Raw genomic sequence first — 14,108 nt, 5'->3', positions numbered from 1 at the left:
CATGAAAATCATCTCGCTCACCACCTACATCGTTCCGCCGCGCTGGCTGTTCCTGAAAATCGAGACCGATGCCGGCGTCACCGGCTGGGGCGAGCCGGTCGTCGAGGGCCGGGCACTGACCGTCGAGGCAGCGGTCAAGGAGCTTGGCGATTACCTCATCGGCAAGGATCCCCGCCTGATCGAGGACCACTGGACGGTGATGCACCGCGGCGGCTTCTACCGTGGCGGGCCGATCCTGATGAGCGCCATTGCGGGCATCGACCAGGCACTGTGGGATATCAAGGGCAAGGCGCTCGGCGTGCCTGTGCATGAATTGCTCGGCGGCAAGCTGCGCGACACGATCAAGGTCTATTCCTGGATCGGCGGGGACCGGCCGGCAGAAGTCGCGGCCGGTGCCCGGGAAATGGTTGCGCGCGGTTTCCTGGCGTTGAAGATGAACGGTACCGAGGAGTTGCAGATCGTCGACAGCCACGACAAGATCGATGCCGCTGTCGAACGCGTCGCCATGGTGCGCGAGGCGGTCGGACCCAACATCGGCATCGCCGTCGATTTTCATGGGCGCGTCCACCGGCCGATGGCGCGTGCCCTGGTCAAAGAACTGGAGCCTTACAGGCTGATGTTCATCGAGGAGCCGGTGCTCAGCGAAAACCGCGAGGCGCTGAAGGAGATCGCCGCGCTTGGCTCGACGCCGATTGCGCTCGGTGAGCGGCTCTACAGCCGCTGGGACTTCAAGTCGGTGTTCGAGGAAGGTGTCGTCGATATCATCCAGCCAGACCTGTCGCATGCCGGCGGCATCACCGAATGCCGCAAGATCGCGGCGATGGCGGAAGCCTATGACGTGGCGGTGGCGCCGCATTGCCCTCTCGGGCCGATCGCGCTTGCTGCGTGCCTGCAGCTCGACGCGGTCAGCTACAACTGCTTCATCCAGGAGCAGAGCCTCGGCATCCACTACAATGCCGCCAACGACCTGCTCGACTATGCCGCCAACAAGGATGTCTTCCGCTACGAGGATGGTTATGTCGCCATTCCCGACGGACCGGGCCTGGGTGTCGAGATCGACGAGGACTATGTCAAGGAACGCGCCAAGGAAGGCCACCGCTGGCGCAATCCGGTCTGGCGCCACAAGGACGGCTCCTTCGCCGAGTGGTGATCGGGCTGCCTTTCAGTCTCTAAGCGCTCCATGAACAATGAGGACTTTGTCCGGCGAGCGATCGCTCTCGAGAAATGGCTCGTTCGTTCCGTTGATGGAGGCGCTTTCAGCGGCGTTGCCTGAACTGGCCATCAAGCGCGATGGCCGCAGTGCGGCACATTCATCGGCTGCGAATTGCAGAGGGACTGTTTGGTGGAGCCAATCGGGATCGAACCGACGACCTCTTGAATGCCATTCAAGCGCTCTCCCAACTGAGCTATGGCCCCACTTCCGGCAGTCAACCGGCGCCGTTTCCGGCGAAGAGATCCGGCGCGGGTTGGAGACCGCGCCGTTAGTGCAGGCGGCTTCTAACCCCGCCCTTCTCAGATATCAAGCCTTCGAGAGCCGCTTTTTCTTCACAGGCCTCGAAAGCCCGCAAACGCCCGCTTTCAAGGCCGATCAGACCTCGTCGTCGTCGTCGCCGACGCCGATCATGTCGGCGACATCGTCGTCTTCTTCCTCTTCGTCGGCAAGGAAGGTGTCATCTTCGTCGTCGCCGAGATCGACGTCGTCCTCGTCGTCGCCAAGATCCGGCAGGTCGTCGCCCTTGACGTCCTCATCAGCCTCTTCGAGCGAGACGACCTCAACGCCTTCTTCTTCCTCGGCGTCCACTTCCTTCTCGGCCACTTCCTCTTCCTCCTCGAGAGCGGCAATTTTGCCTTCCTCGAAATAGGAACGCGGATAGGTCTTGCCAGTGTATGGCGAGACGATCGGGTCCTTGTTCAGGTCGTAGAATTTTCGGCCCGTCTCCGGGTCGATACGTTTTGTGCCAAGTTCGGTTTTTGCCACGGCAAGCCTCGTCAATAAAAGAGTGGTCCCCTTAACCACAGTTTGCAGCGCTGTCAAAGCGAAAAGCCTGCGTCACAAAACCATGCATTGAAAGGCCTCGCGTCAGTGACGACCATGGGGGATGACCATTTCGGCCCGCCGTGATACGAGACCGCCGCAACAAATGAAAAGCGCCGGCCTGCCGGCATTCCGTCCAGGGAAATTCCATGTCTCACGCCGCCGCCCCCAAGCCGGCCACCGCCCGCCAATCCCCAGCCCTTTCCGGCATCGCGCGCGTGCCGGGCGACAAGTCGATCTCGCACCGTTCCTTCATGTTCGGCGGCCTCGCCTCCGGGGAGACTCGCATCACCGGCCTGCTCGAAGGCGAGGACGTGATGCGCACGGGTGCGGCCATGAAGGCAATGGGCGCACATATCGAGAAGAACGGCGACGAGTGGGTGATCCGCGGCACCGGCAACGGCGCACTGTTGCAGCCGGAAGGCCCGCTCGACTTCGGCAATGCCGGCACCGGCTCGCGGCTGACCATGGGCCTTGTCGGCACCTATGACATGGAGACGACCTTCATCGGCGACGCCTCGCTGTCGGGCCGGCCGATGGGCCGCGTGCTGGAACCCTTGCGCCAGATGGGCGTGCAGGTGCTGAAGGCGACGCCAGGCGACCGCATGCCGATCACGCTGCATGGACCGAAGCACGCCGCCCCGATCACCTACCGCGTGCCGATGGCCTCGGCGCAGGTGAAATCGGCGGTGCTGCTGGCCGGGCTGAACACGCCGGGCATCACCACGGTGATCGAGCCTGTCATGACGCGCGACCACACCGAAAAGATGCTGAAGGGTTTTGGCGCCAATCTGTCGGTCGAAACCGACGAGCGCGGCGTGCGCCACATCTTCATCGAAGGCCAGGGCAGGCTGACCGGCCAGACCATCGCCGTGCCGGGCGACCCGTCCTCGGCCGGTTTCCCGCTGGTGGCCGCACTGATCGTGCCGGGTTCGGACATCACAATAGAAAACGTGCTGATGAACCCGACCCGCACCGGCCTGCTTTTGACGCTGCAGGAGATGGGCGGCAGCATCGAAATCCTCAACCCGCGCAATGCCGGCGGCGAGGATGTCGCCGACCTGCGCGTGCGTTATTCCGAACTGAAAGGCGTCATCGTGCCGCCCGAGCGGGCGCCGTCCATGATCGATGAGTACCCTGTGCTCGCGGTCGCTGCCAGCTTTGCCGAGGGGGAAACGCTGATGCAAGGGCTGGAAGAGCTGCGGGTGAAAGAGTCCGACCGGCTGTCGGCCGTCGCCAACGGGCTGAAGCTCAACGGCGTCGATTGCACCGAGGGCGAGGCTTCGCTCGCCGTGCGCGGCAAACCGGGCGGCAAGGGCCTTGGCGGCCATCCCAACGGCCAGGACACCACCGTGCAGACTCACCTCGACCACCGCATCGCCATGAGCTTTCTGGTGATGGGGCTGGCGACGGAAAAGCCGGTGACCATCGACGATCAGGCGATGATCGCGACGAGTTTTCCGGAATTCATGGGGCTGATGAAGGCGCTGGGCGCGGAGATTGGATAGCAAATGTTGCACGACTGGCCAATCCTAGGAGCTTGCCTAGGAGCGGCGTTGGTCCCTTATCTAATTGAGCGTTTTGTTTTCAAAAACCGCGTAGGCATTTTTGCCTTTCTTTTTTGGATTTTGTTACTTCAATTTCTGATGATGTATCTGTCGGTTTACGCAGCCACCCTCCTGGAAAACAACAAATGGGTTTTCCTTGCGGTGCTGATCAAAGGGTTCGGTGCAATGGCTTTTGTAACAATTGGCGTCGTACCGTTTATAGCGCTGCCGCTGTCGGTTCTGATTGCCGCGGCGGTGTTGGCATTTCGATTTTTCAGACCAGCCAAATGAGCTCGACCTTCACCATCGCCATCGACGGCCCCGCCGGCGCCGGCAAAGGCACCCTCGCCCGGCGGTTGGCTGACCATTACCGGCTAAACCTGCTCGACACCGGTCTCACCTATCGCGCCGTCGCCTATGCGCTGATCCAGCACGCGCTGCCGCTCGGCAATGTCTCGGCCGCCGAAACCGCGGCGCGCCAGGTCGATCTGGCAAGGCTCGACCGGACGGTCTTGTCGGCGCATGCGGTCGGCGAGGCCGCCTCGAAGGTCGCGGTGTACCCCACGGTGCGGCGCATCCTCGTCGAGAAACAACGCGACTTCGCCAAGACGCCGCCCGGGGCCGTGCTCGACGGCCGTGACATCGGCACCGTCGTCTGCCCCGACGCCGACATCAAACTCTATGTGACGGCCAGCGCCGAGGTGCGGGCACAGCGCCGGCTGGCCGAGATCGAGAGCATCGGCGGGACCGCTGATTTCACCGAGATCCTCGCCGATATCGTGCGCCGCGACGAGCGCGACATGGGTCGAGCGGACTCACCGTTGAAGCCGGCGGTCGACGCGCACTTGCTTGATACCAGCGAAATGGCTATAGAAGCCGCGTTTCTTGCAGCCATGGCGATCATAGACGACGTGCTGGCCAAGAGAGACAAGGCCTGATCCGGGTTTTCCCTCGTATTTCCGTTGTCGGAGGCGAAGAAAATACCCATATCGGGCACGAACCAGCCTGCCAGCATTCTTCATGCGCCGGAATTGCCGCTTAAAGAGCGGCCCAGGGTTTTTGTAGCCCGGAACGCCGGCAGGCCAACGCAACGCTAACCTACGGCGCCCGTCCCGCTTCTAGATGCGGGGCACTCCAGGAGAAACAATGTCAGCTGCAAATCCCACTCGCGATGATTTCGCGAGCCTGCTCGAAGAATCATTTACCACAGGCCATTCCGGCGAAGGTCAGGTCGTCAAGGGTACGATCACCGCGATCGAAAAGGACATGGCCATCATCGACGTCGGCCTCAAGGTCGAAGGCCGCGTGCCGCTGAAGGAATTCGGCGTCAAGGGCAAGGACACCACCCTCAAGGTCGGTGACACCGTCGAAGTCTATGTCGAGCGCATCGAGAACGCGCTTGGCGAAGCGATGCTTTCCCGTGAGAAGGCCCGCCGCGAAGAGAGCTGGGTCCGTCTCGAAGAGAAGTTCACCAAGGGTGAGCGCGTCGAAGGCGTCATCTTCAACCAGGTCAAGGGCGGCTTCACTGTCGACCTCGACGGCGCCGTGGCCTTCCTGCCGCGCAGCCAGGTCGATATCCGCCCGATCCGCGACGTCTCCCCGCTGATGCACAACCCGCAGCCCTTCGAGATCCTCAAGATGGATCGTCGCCGCGGCAACATCGTGGTGTCGCGCCGTACCGTGCTCGAAGAGAGCCGCGCCGAACAGCGTTCGGAAATCGTGCAGAACCTCGAAGAAGGCCAGGTTGTCGAAGGCGTCGTCAAGAACATCACCGACTATGGTGCGTTCGTCGACCTCGGCGGCATCGACGGCCTGCTGCACGTCACCGACATGGCATGGCGCCGCGTCAACCATCCGACCGAAATCCTCAACATCGGTCAGACGGTCAAGGTGCAGATCATCCGCATCAACCAGGAAACCCACCGCATCTCGCTCGGCATGAAGCAGCTCGAGAGCGATCCGTGGTCCGAGATCGGCACCAAGTTCCCGATCGGCAAGAAGATCAAGGGCACCGTCACCAACATCACCGACTACGGCGCATTCGTCGAGCTGGAGCCGGGCATCGAGGGTCTCATCCACGTTTCGGAAATGTCGTGGACGAAGAAGAACGTGCATCCCGGCAAGATCCTGTCGACGACCCAGGAAGTCGACGTGGTGGTGCTCGAGGTCGATCCGGCCAAGCGCCGCATCTCGCTCGGCCTCAAGCAGACGCTCGAGAATCCGTGGCAGGCTTTCGCCTCGAGCCATCCGGTCGGCAGCCAGGTCGAGGGCGAGGTCAAGAACAAGACCGAGTTCGGCCTGTTCATCGGCCTCGAAGGCGACGTGGACGGCATGGTGCACCTTTCCGACCTCGACTGGACCCGTCCGGGCGAGCAGGTCATCGAAGAGTACAATCGCGGCGACATGGTCAAGGCGCAGGTGCTCGATGTCGACATCGACAAGGAGCGCATCTCGCTCGGCATCAAGCAGCTGGCCAAGGATACGGTCGGCGAAGCGGCGACTTCAGGCGAACTGCGCAAGAACGCGGTCGTCACCTGCGAAGTCATCGGCGTCAAGGATGGCGGTCTGGAAGTGCGGCTGGTCGACAGCGGCATCGAGACCTTCATCAAGCGCTCCGATCTGAGCCGTGACCGCGACGAGCAGCGCCCCGAGCGCTTCACCGTCGGCCAGAAGGTCGATGCCCGCGTCATCGCCTTCGACAAGAAGACCCGCAAGCTGCAGGTCTCGATCAAGGCGCTGGAAATCGCCGAAGAGAAGGAAGCGGTCGCTCAGTACGGCTCGACCGACTCCGGCGCTTCGCTGGGCGACATCCTGGGTGCCGCGCTGAAGAAGCAGGGCAGCTAAGCATTAGCTGTTGCCGCGCCTTGCGCGCGGCCTCAACAAAAACCCCGCCGGAGCGATCCGGCGGGGTTTTTCTTTGACTTGACCGACGTGAAGGGTTGGAAGGTTACGCCCTGCCGTAAAGCGGCACCAGCGTACCGCTCATCGCCAGATTGGCCGGCGATGCCAGGTAGGCGATGGCTTCCGCGGCGGCTTCGAGGCTGACCCATCTGGTGACATCGGCATCCGGCATGTCGGCGCGGTTTGCCGGCGTATCGAGCGTCGACGGCGCCACGGCATTGACCAGGATGCCCCTGTGCTTCAGCTCTTCGGCCATCGCCACCGTCATCGCGGCAACCGCCGCCTTGCTGGCGGCGTAAGCGACCATGCCAGCGCCGCGCCGCGGATCGAGCCCGGCGCGCGCCGTGACGTTGACGATGCGGCCCGCGATGTCCGACGACAGCATTGAGCGGATCGCGGCGCGGCAGCACAGGAAGGCGGTGCGTGCATTGGTGTCCATCATCTCGGCAAAGGAGGCCGACTCGATCTTTTCCACCGGTGCGGCGGTGAAGCCGCCGGCCAGGTGGATTGAGCCCCACAGGCCTGGAACCTGACTGTAGAACGCCTCGACCTTGGCGGGGTCCGAGAGATCGACATTGTGCACCAACTGGACACGGTCATGCGCGGCGAAGGGAAAATGCGCTGGTGCGGCGGCATGGGCATTGGGCACATGGCAGATCGCGCCGTCACTCAGCAGTTTGCCGACAACCGCACCGCCGAGCGCACCGGTTCCACCGGTCACGACGATATGCTTGCCTTCAAGTGTTTCCGTCATCTTGGACGCTCCTGTCATTTTTTTATCGTTAGGTCGTTTCTGTGCCGCCGACGCGAAGCGTCGCGCCTTTTGCCCCGTCACTCAATTGACATCTCGACATGGCAGTTGTCGCGTCTTTGCATGCGTCCGCCCACCGGCCGGCCGAGGTTCAGGGCCGGCGAGACGGGAAATACGTAGCACCGTCCTTCAGTCAACCGTGATTTCGATGACGCGCGGCAGTCCGGTGGCCCGGGCGCGCTTCAACGCGTCCGCGAGAGCGTCGATGTCGGCAAGCCGTTCGGCGCCGATGCCATAGGCCTCGGCCAGCTTGCAGAAATCCGGCGGCGCCGGCGATACACCGACCGGCTCGACACCGACATCGAGCATCGAGGTTTCGATCTCGCGGTAGCCTCTGTTATTCCAGACGATGAAGATGACCGGCGCCCGCGCATCGAGCGCGGCGCCCAACTCCGGCAACGTGAACTGGAAGCCGCCGTCGCCGGTCAGGCAGACAACCGGCGCATCGGGTATCGCAAGGGCCGCGCCAATCGCCGCCGGCGGGCCATAGCCGAGCGCGCCGAAGCCGGTGGCGGCATTGAACCAGCCGCCTGGCCGGTCGTGGTCGTAATAGAGGTTGGCCGCATAGATCGGCTGCGTCGAATCGCCGACGATGAGCGCGCCCGGCAAGGTGTCGCGGATCATCTCGACGGCGCGCACCTGTGCCTGCAGTGTCGGATTGAGCTCGGCAAAGGCTGCTTCCCGGGCGGCGGCGGCGCGTGTCGGCCCACCTTCGCTTGCCGGGATATGGCCCGTCTGCAGAAGCAGCGCTTCGAGCGCCTCGGCGCAATCGGCCTGGATCGAAACGGTTGCCGGGCGGCGGGCAAGCTGGTCGGCGCCGATATCGATGCGGATCAGATTGGCGGGCAGGACGAAGCCACCATCGCTGTAGCCGTCATAGTCGGTCGGGCCGAATTCGGTGCCGGCGGCAATGACCAGGTCGGCGTCGGCCATCAGGGCCCGTACCGCCTTCAGGCTGGGACTGGCCGGCACGCAAAGCGGATGACCATGCAGCAGGCCGCGCGCATTGGCGGTCTGGACGACCGGCGCTCCCAGCCGCTCGGCCAGACGCCGCAGCGGCGCTTCGGCGCGTTTGGCGCCGCCGCCGACCAGGATCAGCGGGCGGCGCGCGGCACCGATGAGTTTGGCCGCGCTGGCAATTGCGGCACCTTCCGGCGCGGGTGGGGTCACATTGCTCAGCATGGCAGCGATGCCATCCGCCGACTTGACCATGACGTCGGTCGGGATCTCGATATGCACGGGGCCGGGCCGGGCCGATGAAAACAGGGCAAAGGCCTGCGCCAGGGCACCGGGCAATTCGCTGGCCTCGGTAACGCGCTGCGAAAACAGCGCCACCTTCTCCATCATGCCGCGCTGGTCCGGCAATTCATGCAGATGGCCCAGCCCCTTGCCCAGCGTCGGCGTGGCGTTGACGCCTGATATGACCAGCATCGGTACCGAATCGGCGCGTGCCTGCCCCATGGCGGTGATGGTGTTGGTGAGCCCCGGTCCGGTGATGACAAAGGCGACGCCCGGCTTGCCGCTGGCGCGCGCATAGCCATCGGCCATGAAGCCGGCGCCCTGTTCGTGACGCGGCGTGACGTGGCGGATATTCGAGCGCGCCAGCCCGCGGTAGAGCTCGACCGTGTGGACGCCCGGAATCCCGAACACCGTGTCGACGCCATGCGCTTCAAGCAGCGAGATGAGGGCTTCGCCGAGTGTCGTCATTGGTTTTCCTCCCCGTCCGGCGCGAGGCCTAGTTCGGCCTCGACAGTCTTGATGCCGATCGCCGCCAATTCGCCGGCCGAGAACATCTCGCCGGCCAGGCAGCCTTCGATCCAGAGTCCGTCGATGATCGCATTAATCGCGATGGCATGGTGGCGCAATTGGCTTGCGTCCGGATTGCGCCGTTCGGCGGCGAGCACCTCAGCCACAACCGCCTCCACCTCATTGCGAAAACCAAGGTAGCCTTCGCGGTGGGCGTGGGCCAAGGTCGGATCCGCTCTGGCGCGGCCGATGAAGGTTGCCCAGAGCGAAAACACCCGCGCATCGATGATCGGCGCATTGAGGTTGGCGGTGACGAAAGCCGCAAGGCGCTGGCGAGGCGAGGCATTCTCCATGACCAAAGCCGCTTTCGCCTGCTCGGTCATGCGGCCCATCAGCGCTGCATAGGCTTCCTGCAGCAATTCTTCCTTGCCGGGAAAATAGTGCCGGATCAGCCCAGCGGTGACGCCGGCACGCAATGCGATGGTGCGCAAGGTGGCGCCCTGCAGGCCATGTTCCGCCACGCTGTCCAGAGTGGCCTCGATCAGATCCTGCCGCCGCCGCTCCTCGCCCTCGCGACGGAACCTGCGGCGGGATGGCATATTCATTGGCGCAGGATCGGTCGCGTCAGGCATGTCGGCCCGCCCTCGCAGGCGATGCAGAGCGCATCCGCCTCGAAGATTTCGACCGTGCAGCCGGCGGCTTCCATCGCGGCTTTGGTCTTTGGAAAGCCTGCGACGGCAATGACCTTGTGTGGGCTGGTCGGCAGCACGTTCAGGCTAAGGCCGTTGGAAGCCGCGAACTCTTCGGCGTCGCCTTCGACCAGTCGGATGTTGCGCGCCTTCAGCATCTGATAGAACGGGGCCGGCAAAAGCGGTGAATAGACCAGTGCGAGGTCGTCGGCCAGCGGGCTGATCACCGACATCAGATGCAGGCACGCCTCTTCGCCTTGCCACAGCGGCAGATCAAAGCCGTAGACGGAAACGCCCAGCGGCGTCAGCAGGTTGGAAACCTGCTGGATGCCTTCCTGGTTGGAGCGGACACCGCGCCCGATCACCAGCGTGCGGGCATCGAGCCATACACAATCACCGCCTTCGACCTGGCCAGGAACCTCGACGCGGCCCAGGATTGGAATACCCAGCCTTCGGTAGGTTTCCTCATGAAGCGAGGGCTCCCTGGCGCGCAACGGCTTGCCCATGGACAGGATCAGCGCGCCGCGATCGGTCATCAGCGACGGGTCGTGCGTGAACACCGAATCCGAAAGTCCATCCGCCGCGTCCTCGATCCATTCGATTTCGGCACCGGAAGCCGCCACCAGTTCAGCAAGGAGCGCGTGCTGCGATGCCGCTTTCGCCGGATTGAAACCCGGGCCATAGTGCCAAGCAGCCCTGTCGGCATTGCGCATGGCGTTGGCCGCCGACCGCATCAGCACGCGGCGCAGCGGCGCCGCCATGGACTGTGATCCGAAAGCGCTCATCGAAGTCCTTTTTCGCTGAAAAAAATCGAGAAAATTTCACGGAAGGCTATTTATACACTTGCACAACAAGCTCGCAAGTGCCGTAATAAGCAGGATTGACGGGCTCGCGCCGTTGGGTCCATGCTGAAGTCTGGAGCGGGGCAGTACAGCGTATATGTTGATTAGCCGGATAGACGTTCGACGAACCGCCACCGACCCTATAGAGGTCACCCAGTGAGCGTGGTGGAAGCTGCCACAGTCCAATCCGGCAAGGCGCATGACGGCGCCGCCGAAGCCATCCACGTCGAAAACCTGCACAAGAAGTTCGGTGAGCTGCATGTGCTGAAGGGCGTCTCGCTGTCGGCGCGCGACGGCGAGGTCATCGCAATCATCGGCGGCTCGGGCTCCGGCAAATCCACCCTGCTGCGCTGCATCAACTGCCTGGAAAACCCGACCAGCGGCATCATTCGCGTCAATGGCGAGGAGATCAAGCTCAAGGCCGACAGCCACGGCCACACCATTCCGGCCGACCGCAAGCAGATCGAGCGCATCCGCTCCAAGCTCGGCATGGTGTTCCAGAACTTCAACCTTTGGAGCCACATGACGCTGATCGAAAACGTCATCGAGGTCCCCGTACATGTGCTTGGCGTCAAGCGCGATGTGGCGATCGGCGAGGCCGAGAAACTGCTCGCCCGTGTCGGTCTGGCCGAAAAGCGCGATGTCTATCCGGCCTATCTGTCGGGCGGCCAGCAGCAGCGCGCGGCGATCGCCCGTGCGCTGGCCATCAATCCGCGCGTCATGCTGTTCGACGAGCCCACCTCCGCACTCGATCCCGAGCTGGTCGCTGAAGTGCTGAAGGTGATCGGCGACCTGGCGCGCGAAGGCCGCACCATGGTGCTGGTCACCCACGAGATGAAGTTCGCCCGCGAGGTCGCGACGCATGTCGTCTATCTCTACAATGGATTGGTCGAGGAAGAAGGCCCGCCCGAGCAGATCTTCGGCGCGCCCAGATCCGAAAGGCTGAAGCAGTTCATCCGCAACATCGGCTAGGACAGGCCGGGACGGAAGAAAACCGGGAACCAACAACAAACTGGGAGTCATGAAATGAAGACCGTTCTGAAGACATTCGCCGCAGCGCTGCTGCTCGGCGTCGCAGCCATGGGCGTGGCCAAGGCCGATCCCGTCAAGATCGGCGTCGCCGCCGAGCCTTATCCGCCCTTCACCTCGCCCGATGCTTCGGGCAAGTGGGTTGGCTGGGAGATCGACTTCATCGATGCCGTCTGCGCCGAGGAGAAGCTCGATTGCGTCATTACCCCGGTCGCCTGGGACGGCATCATCCCGGCACTGACGACCAAGAAGATCGACCTCATCGTCTCCTCGATGTCGATCACCGCCGAGCGCGCGAAGACGATCGATTTCTCGGACAAGTACTATAACACGCCGACCGCGATCATCGGCCCGAAGGACCAGAAATTCGGCTCCGCCCCGGACGACCTCAAGGGCAAGATCGTCGGCGTGCAGGTTTCGACGGTACACGCTGTCTACGCCAAGAAGCATTTTGGCAGCACAGCCTCCGAGATCAAGGAATACCAGACCCAGGACGAAGCCAACAACGATCTTGCCGCCGGCCGCCTCGATGCGGTTCAGGCCGATTCCATCGCGCTTGGCGAGTTCCTGAAATCCGACCAGGGCAAGGCCTGCTGCGACTTGAAGGGGATGGTCGCTCCGGACGACGAAGTGCTCGGACCGGGCGTCGGCGCCGGCGTGCGCAAGGAAGACACCGAACTGAAGGGCAAGATCAACGCCGGCATCAAGGCGATCCGCGCCAACGGCAAATATGACGAGATCTCGAAGAAATACTTCGATTTCGACATTTACGGCGGCGGCGGCGCGCAGTCGAACTGACTATCCTCGCATGAGCCGTGGAGCATGGCGTCAGCGCCATGCCCCACCTGCCCGATCTTTCCCAGGCATGTTTGCCGCCGACACAGCCGTCGGCGGTTGGCCAGCACTTCGGGGGCGACGCTGATTGACGCACTTCTTTCGGCCTCCGCGGCCGGCATCACCGAGCTTCTCTCGCCCTACCCGCCAGGCTGGGGCGGGACGCTTCTGGTCGGGCTGCTGCACTCAATCGAGATCGCGCTGGGCGCCACGTGCCTCGGCCTTCTGATCGGCACCGGCGGCGCCTACGGCAAGCTTTATGGCGGGCCGGTGGTGCGCGATCTCCTGGCGGTCTACACCACCATCGTGCGGGCTGTGCCCGAACTGGTGCTGATCCTGCTACTCTATTACGCCGGAACCGACCTGATCAATCAGGCGCTGACGGCCATGGGCTATCAGCGCGTCGACGTGAGCGGCCTTGCCGCCGGCATCGCCGTGCTCGGCTTCGTCCAGGGCGCCTATTCGACAGAGGTGATACGCGGCGCGATCCTGGCCATTCCGCAGGGCCAGATCGAGGCCGCCCGCGCCTATGGAATGTCTCCGGGCCTGCTGTTGCGGCGCATCACCTTGCCGTCAATGCTGCCCTTCGCCATACCGGGCCTCGCCAATCTCTGGCTGATCGCCACCAAGGATACCGCGCTATTGGCGGTCGTCGGCTTCTACGAACTGGCGCTGGCGACGCGGCAGGCGGCGGGTGTCACCAAAGCCTATTTCACCTTCTTTTTCGCGGCGGGCGTGCTCTATCTGCTTTTGTCGCTGTTCTCCAACCTCGTCATCGGCCGGGTCGAGACCTGGTCGCGGCGCGGCATGCCTTCGCTCAAGGAGGCGCGCTGATGGCCAACGAGGCTGCCATCATCAACGTCGTCGCGCGAACATCGCTGTGGCTGCAGCCGCACCGCATCGTGCTGATCCTGATCGCACTGGGCCTTGTTTTGTCGGCTGCCTTTTTCATGCGCTGGGACTGGCTGCCGCAATATTATGAAATGGGCTTGATCGGCATCTGGCGGTCGCTGTGGATCCTGGCCGTCACCTGCGTGCTGGGCTTTCTGCTGGCCGTGCCGCTCGGGCTGGCGCAAGCCGCCGGCTCATTCTGGTTCGCCGCGCCTGCCAAGGTGTTCTGCACGGTGATCCGGGGCACGCCGCTGCTGATCCAGCTCTGGCTGCTCTATTACGGCCTGGGTTCGCTGTTCCCGCAATATCCGTGGATCCGCGAATCCTGGATGTGGCCATATCTCAGGCAAGCCTGGCCCTATGGCGTGCTGGCGTTGACCCTGTCTTTCGCCGGCTATGAGGGCGAGGTGATGCGTGGCGCCTTTGCCGGCGTGCCCAAGGGACAACTGGAGGCGGCGCGTGCCTTCGGCATGAGCCGCTGGAAGGCATTCCGGCGGATCTGGCTGCCGCAGGCCATCTACCGGGCGCTGCCGACGCTGACCGGCGAGACCGTGCTGCAGTTGAAATCGACGCCGCTGGTGGCAACGATCAGTGTCATCGACATCTTCGCCGTTTCGTCCAAGGTGCGGCAGGACACCTACCTCACCTATGAGCCCCTGCTGCTGCTGGCGCTGATCTACATGACGATCACCGGTATTCTGGTCTTCGCCTTCAGCAGGATAGAGGCCAGGATTCCCAACAAGATTGGTTAGAGGGGAGTAGGGGAGTAGGGGAGTAGGGGAG

Annotated in this window: 14 protein-coding genes and 1 tRNA gene; 9 read left to right on the top strand and 6 right to left on the bottom strand. The window is 63.3% G+C overall.

Annotated elements, in window-relative coordinates; translation table 11 throughout:
• Position 1 precedes the first annotated feature (1 nt).
• Positions 2-1,150 (top strand): galactonate dehydratase, encoded by a 1,149-nt coding sequence (gene dgoD, locus AC0L24_RS11330; RefSeq protein ID WP_127267760.1) that lies wholly within the window; start codon positions 2-4, stop codon positions 1,148-1,150.
• A gap of 190 nt (positions 1,151-1,340) precedes the next feature.
• On the opposite strand, the gene AC0L24_RS11325 is transcribed toward dgoD, so the two are convergent.
• Together AC0L24_RS11325 and AC0L24_RS11320 are read right to left on the bottom strand one after the other, a co-directional pair.
• Positions 1,341-1,416: transfer RNA gene (locus AC0L24_RS11325), tRNA-Ala, on the bottom strand.
• A gap of 172 nt (positions 1,417-1,588) precedes the next feature.
• On the bottom strand, positions 1,589-1,978 hold the full coding sequence (locus AC0L24_RS11320; protein ID WP_013528180.1) for a TIGR02300 family protein: 390 nt from the start codon (positions 1,976-1,978) through the stop codon (positions 1,589-1,591).
• 206 nt (positions 1,979-2,184) lie between these two features.
• On the opposite strand from AC0L24_RS11320, the gene aroA reads away from it, so the two are divergent.
• The 4 genes from aroA (at position 2,185) to rpsA (ending at position 6,426) form a co-directional block, all read left to right on the top strand.
• Positions 2,185-3,543, top strand: a complete 1,359-nt coding sequence (gene aroA / locus AC0L24_RS11315; RefSeq protein WP_127808188.1) for a 3-phosphoshikimate 1-carboxyvinyltransferase — start codon at positions 2,185-2,187, stop codon at positions 3,541-3,543.
• Between the two features lie 3 nt (positions 3,544-3,546).
• Complete coding sequence (locus AC0L24_RS11310) at positions 3,547-3,873, top strand: hypothetical protein (protein ID WP_127395334.1); 327 nt, start codon at positions 3,547-3,549, stop codon at positions 3,871-3,873.
• Entirely contained in the window at positions 3,870-4,520 is a 651-nt protein-coding gene (gene cmk, locus AC0L24_RS11305; RefSeq protein WP_127808189.1) for a (d)CMP kinase, read from the top strand. Before AC0L24_RS11310 ends, cmk begins: the two co-directional genes overlap by 4 nt.
• Positions 4,521-4,728: 208 nt before the next feature.
• Positions 4,729-6,426, top strand: coding sequence for a 30S ribosomal protein S1 (gene rpsA, locus AC0L24_RS11300; RefSeq protein WP_013528183.1), 1,698 nt, complete (start codon positions 4,729-4,731; stop codon positions 6,424-6,426).
• Positions 6,427-6,529: 103 nt separating this feature from the next.
• Here rpsA and AC0L24_RS11295 read toward each other — a convergent pair whose 3' ends face one another.
• The 4 genes from AC0L24_RS11295 to AC0L24_RS11280 form a co-directional block, all read right to left on the bottom strand.
• Positions 6,530-7,237 (bottom strand): SDR family NAD(P)-dependent oxidoreductase, encoded by a 708-nt coding sequence (locus AC0L24_RS11295; RefSeq protein ID WP_127808190.1) that lies wholly within the window; start codon positions 7,235-7,237, stop codon positions 6,530-6,532.
• A 186-nt stretch (positions 7,238-7,423) separates the two neighbouring features.
• Positions 7,424-9,001, bottom strand: coding sequence for a 5-guanidino-2-oxopentanoate decarboxylase (locus tag AC0L24_RS11290; protein WP_127808191.1), 1,578 nt, complete (start codon positions 8,999-9,001; stop codon positions 7,424-7,426).
• Positions 8,998-9,645 (bottom strand): TetR family transcriptional regulator C-terminal domain-containing protein, encoded by a 648-nt coding sequence (locus AC0L24_RS11285; RefSeq protein ID WP_236383290.1) that lies wholly within the window; start codon positions 9,643-9,645, stop codon positions 8,998-9,000. Before AC0L24_RS11285 ends, AC0L24_RS11290 begins: the two co-directional genes overlap by 4 nt.
• The gene (locus AC0L24_RS11280; protein ID WP_127808192.1) at positions 9,642-10,514 is read right to left on the bottom strand and encodes a dimethylarginine dimethylaminohydrolase family protein; all 873 of its coding nucleotides are present in this window, start codon (positions 10,512-10,514) and stop codon (positions 9,642-9,644) included. Before AC0L24_RS11280 ends, AC0L24_RS11285 begins: the two co-directional genes overlap by 4 nt.
• A gap of 213 nt (positions 10,515-10,727) precedes the next feature.
• On the opposite strand from AC0L24_RS11280, the gene AC0L24_RS11275 reads away from it, so the two are divergent.
• The 4 genes from AC0L24_RS11275 to AC0L24_RS11260 all read left to right on the top strand — a co-directional run bounded on the left by AC0L24_RS11275 (position 10,728) and on the right by AC0L24_RS11260 (position 14,077).
• Positions 10,728-11,543, top strand: a complete 816-nt coding sequence (locus AC0L24_RS11275) for an ABC transporter ATP-binding protein (protein WP_127808193.1) — start codon at positions 10,728-10,730, stop codon at positions 11,541-11,543.
• Between the two features lie 54 nt (positions 11,544-11,597).
• Complete coding sequence (locus tag AC0L24_RS11270) at positions 11,598-12,398, top strand: transporter substrate-binding domain-containing protein (protein WP_023811511.1); 801 nt, start codon at positions 11,598-11,600, stop codon at positions 12,396-12,398.
• 156 nt (positions 12,399-12,554) lie between these two features.
• Positions 12,555-13,268 carry an ABC transporter permease gene (locus AC0L24_RS11265; RefSeq protein ID WP_206516821.1) on the top strand — a complete coding sequence of 238 codons (714 nt, stop codon included), beginning with the start codon at positions 12,555-12,557 and terminating at the stop codon, positions 13,266-13,268.
• On the top strand, positions 13,268-14,077 hold the full coding sequence (locus tag AC0L24_RS11260; RefSeq protein ID WP_027039831.1) for an ABC transporter permease: 810 nt from the start codon (positions 13,268-13,270) through the stop codon (positions 14,075-14,077). The genes AC0L24_RS11265 and AC0L24_RS11260 overlap by 1 nt, the downstream gene beginning before the upstream one ends.
• The last annotated feature ends 31 nt before the right edge of the window (positions 14,078-14,108 follow it).

The sequence above is a fragment of the Mesorhizobium sp. WSM4809 genome (assembly GCF_055811655.1).
Note: the sequence above shows the minus strand (reverse complement) of the source record. Positions and strands in the feature narration are given on the sequence as shown.

What these genes read in the sequence shown, in the direction of transcription:
- dgoD (WP_127267760.1), top strand. Translation starts at nt 2, where the DNA reads ATGAAAATCATCTCGCTCACCACCTACATCGTTCCGCCGCGCTGGCTG.
- aroA (WP_127808188.1), top strand. Translation starts at nt 2,185, where the DNA reads ATGTCTCACGCCGCCGCCCCCAAGCCGGCCACCGCCCGCCAATCCCCA.
- AC0L24_RS11310 (WP_127395334.1), top strand. Translation starts at nt 3,547, where the DNA reads ATGTTGCACGACTGGCCAATCCTAGGAGCTTGCCTAGGAGCGGCGTTG.
- cmk (WP_127808189.1), top strand. Translation starts at nt 3,870, where the DNA reads ATGAGCTCGACCTTCACCATCGCCATCGACGGCCCCGCCGGCGCCGGC.
- rpsA (WP_013528183.1), top strand. Translation starts at nt 4,729, where the DNA reads ATGTCAGCTGCAAATCCCACTCGCGATGATTTCGCGAGCCTGCTCGAA.
- AC0L24_RS11295 (WP_127808190.1), bottom strand. Translation starts at nt 7,237, where the DNA reads ATGACGGAAACACTTGAAGGCAAGCATATCGTCGTGACCGGTGGAACC.
- AC0L24_RS11290 (WP_127808191.1), bottom strand. Translation starts at nt 9,001, where the DNA reads ATGACGACACTCGGCGAAGCCCTCATCTCGCTGCTTGAAGCGCATGGC.
- AC0L24_RS11285 (WP_236383290.1), bottom strand. Translation starts at nt 9,645, where the DNA reads ATGAATATGCCATCCCGCCGCAGGTTCCGTCGCGAGGGCGAGGAGCGG.
- AC0L24_RS11280 (WP_127808192.1), bottom strand. Translation starts at nt 10,514, where the DNA reads ATGAGCGCTTTCGGATCACAGTCCATGGCGGCGCCGCTGCGCCGCGTG.
- AC0L24_RS11270 (WP_023811511.1), top strand. Translation starts at nt 11,598, where the DNA reads ATGAAGACCGTTCTGAAGACATTCGCCGCAGCGCTGCTGCTCGGCGTC.
- AC0L24_RS11260 (WP_027039831.1), top strand. Translation starts at nt 13,268, where the DNA reads ATGGCCAACGAGGCTGCCATCATCAACGTCGTCGCGCGAACATCGCTG.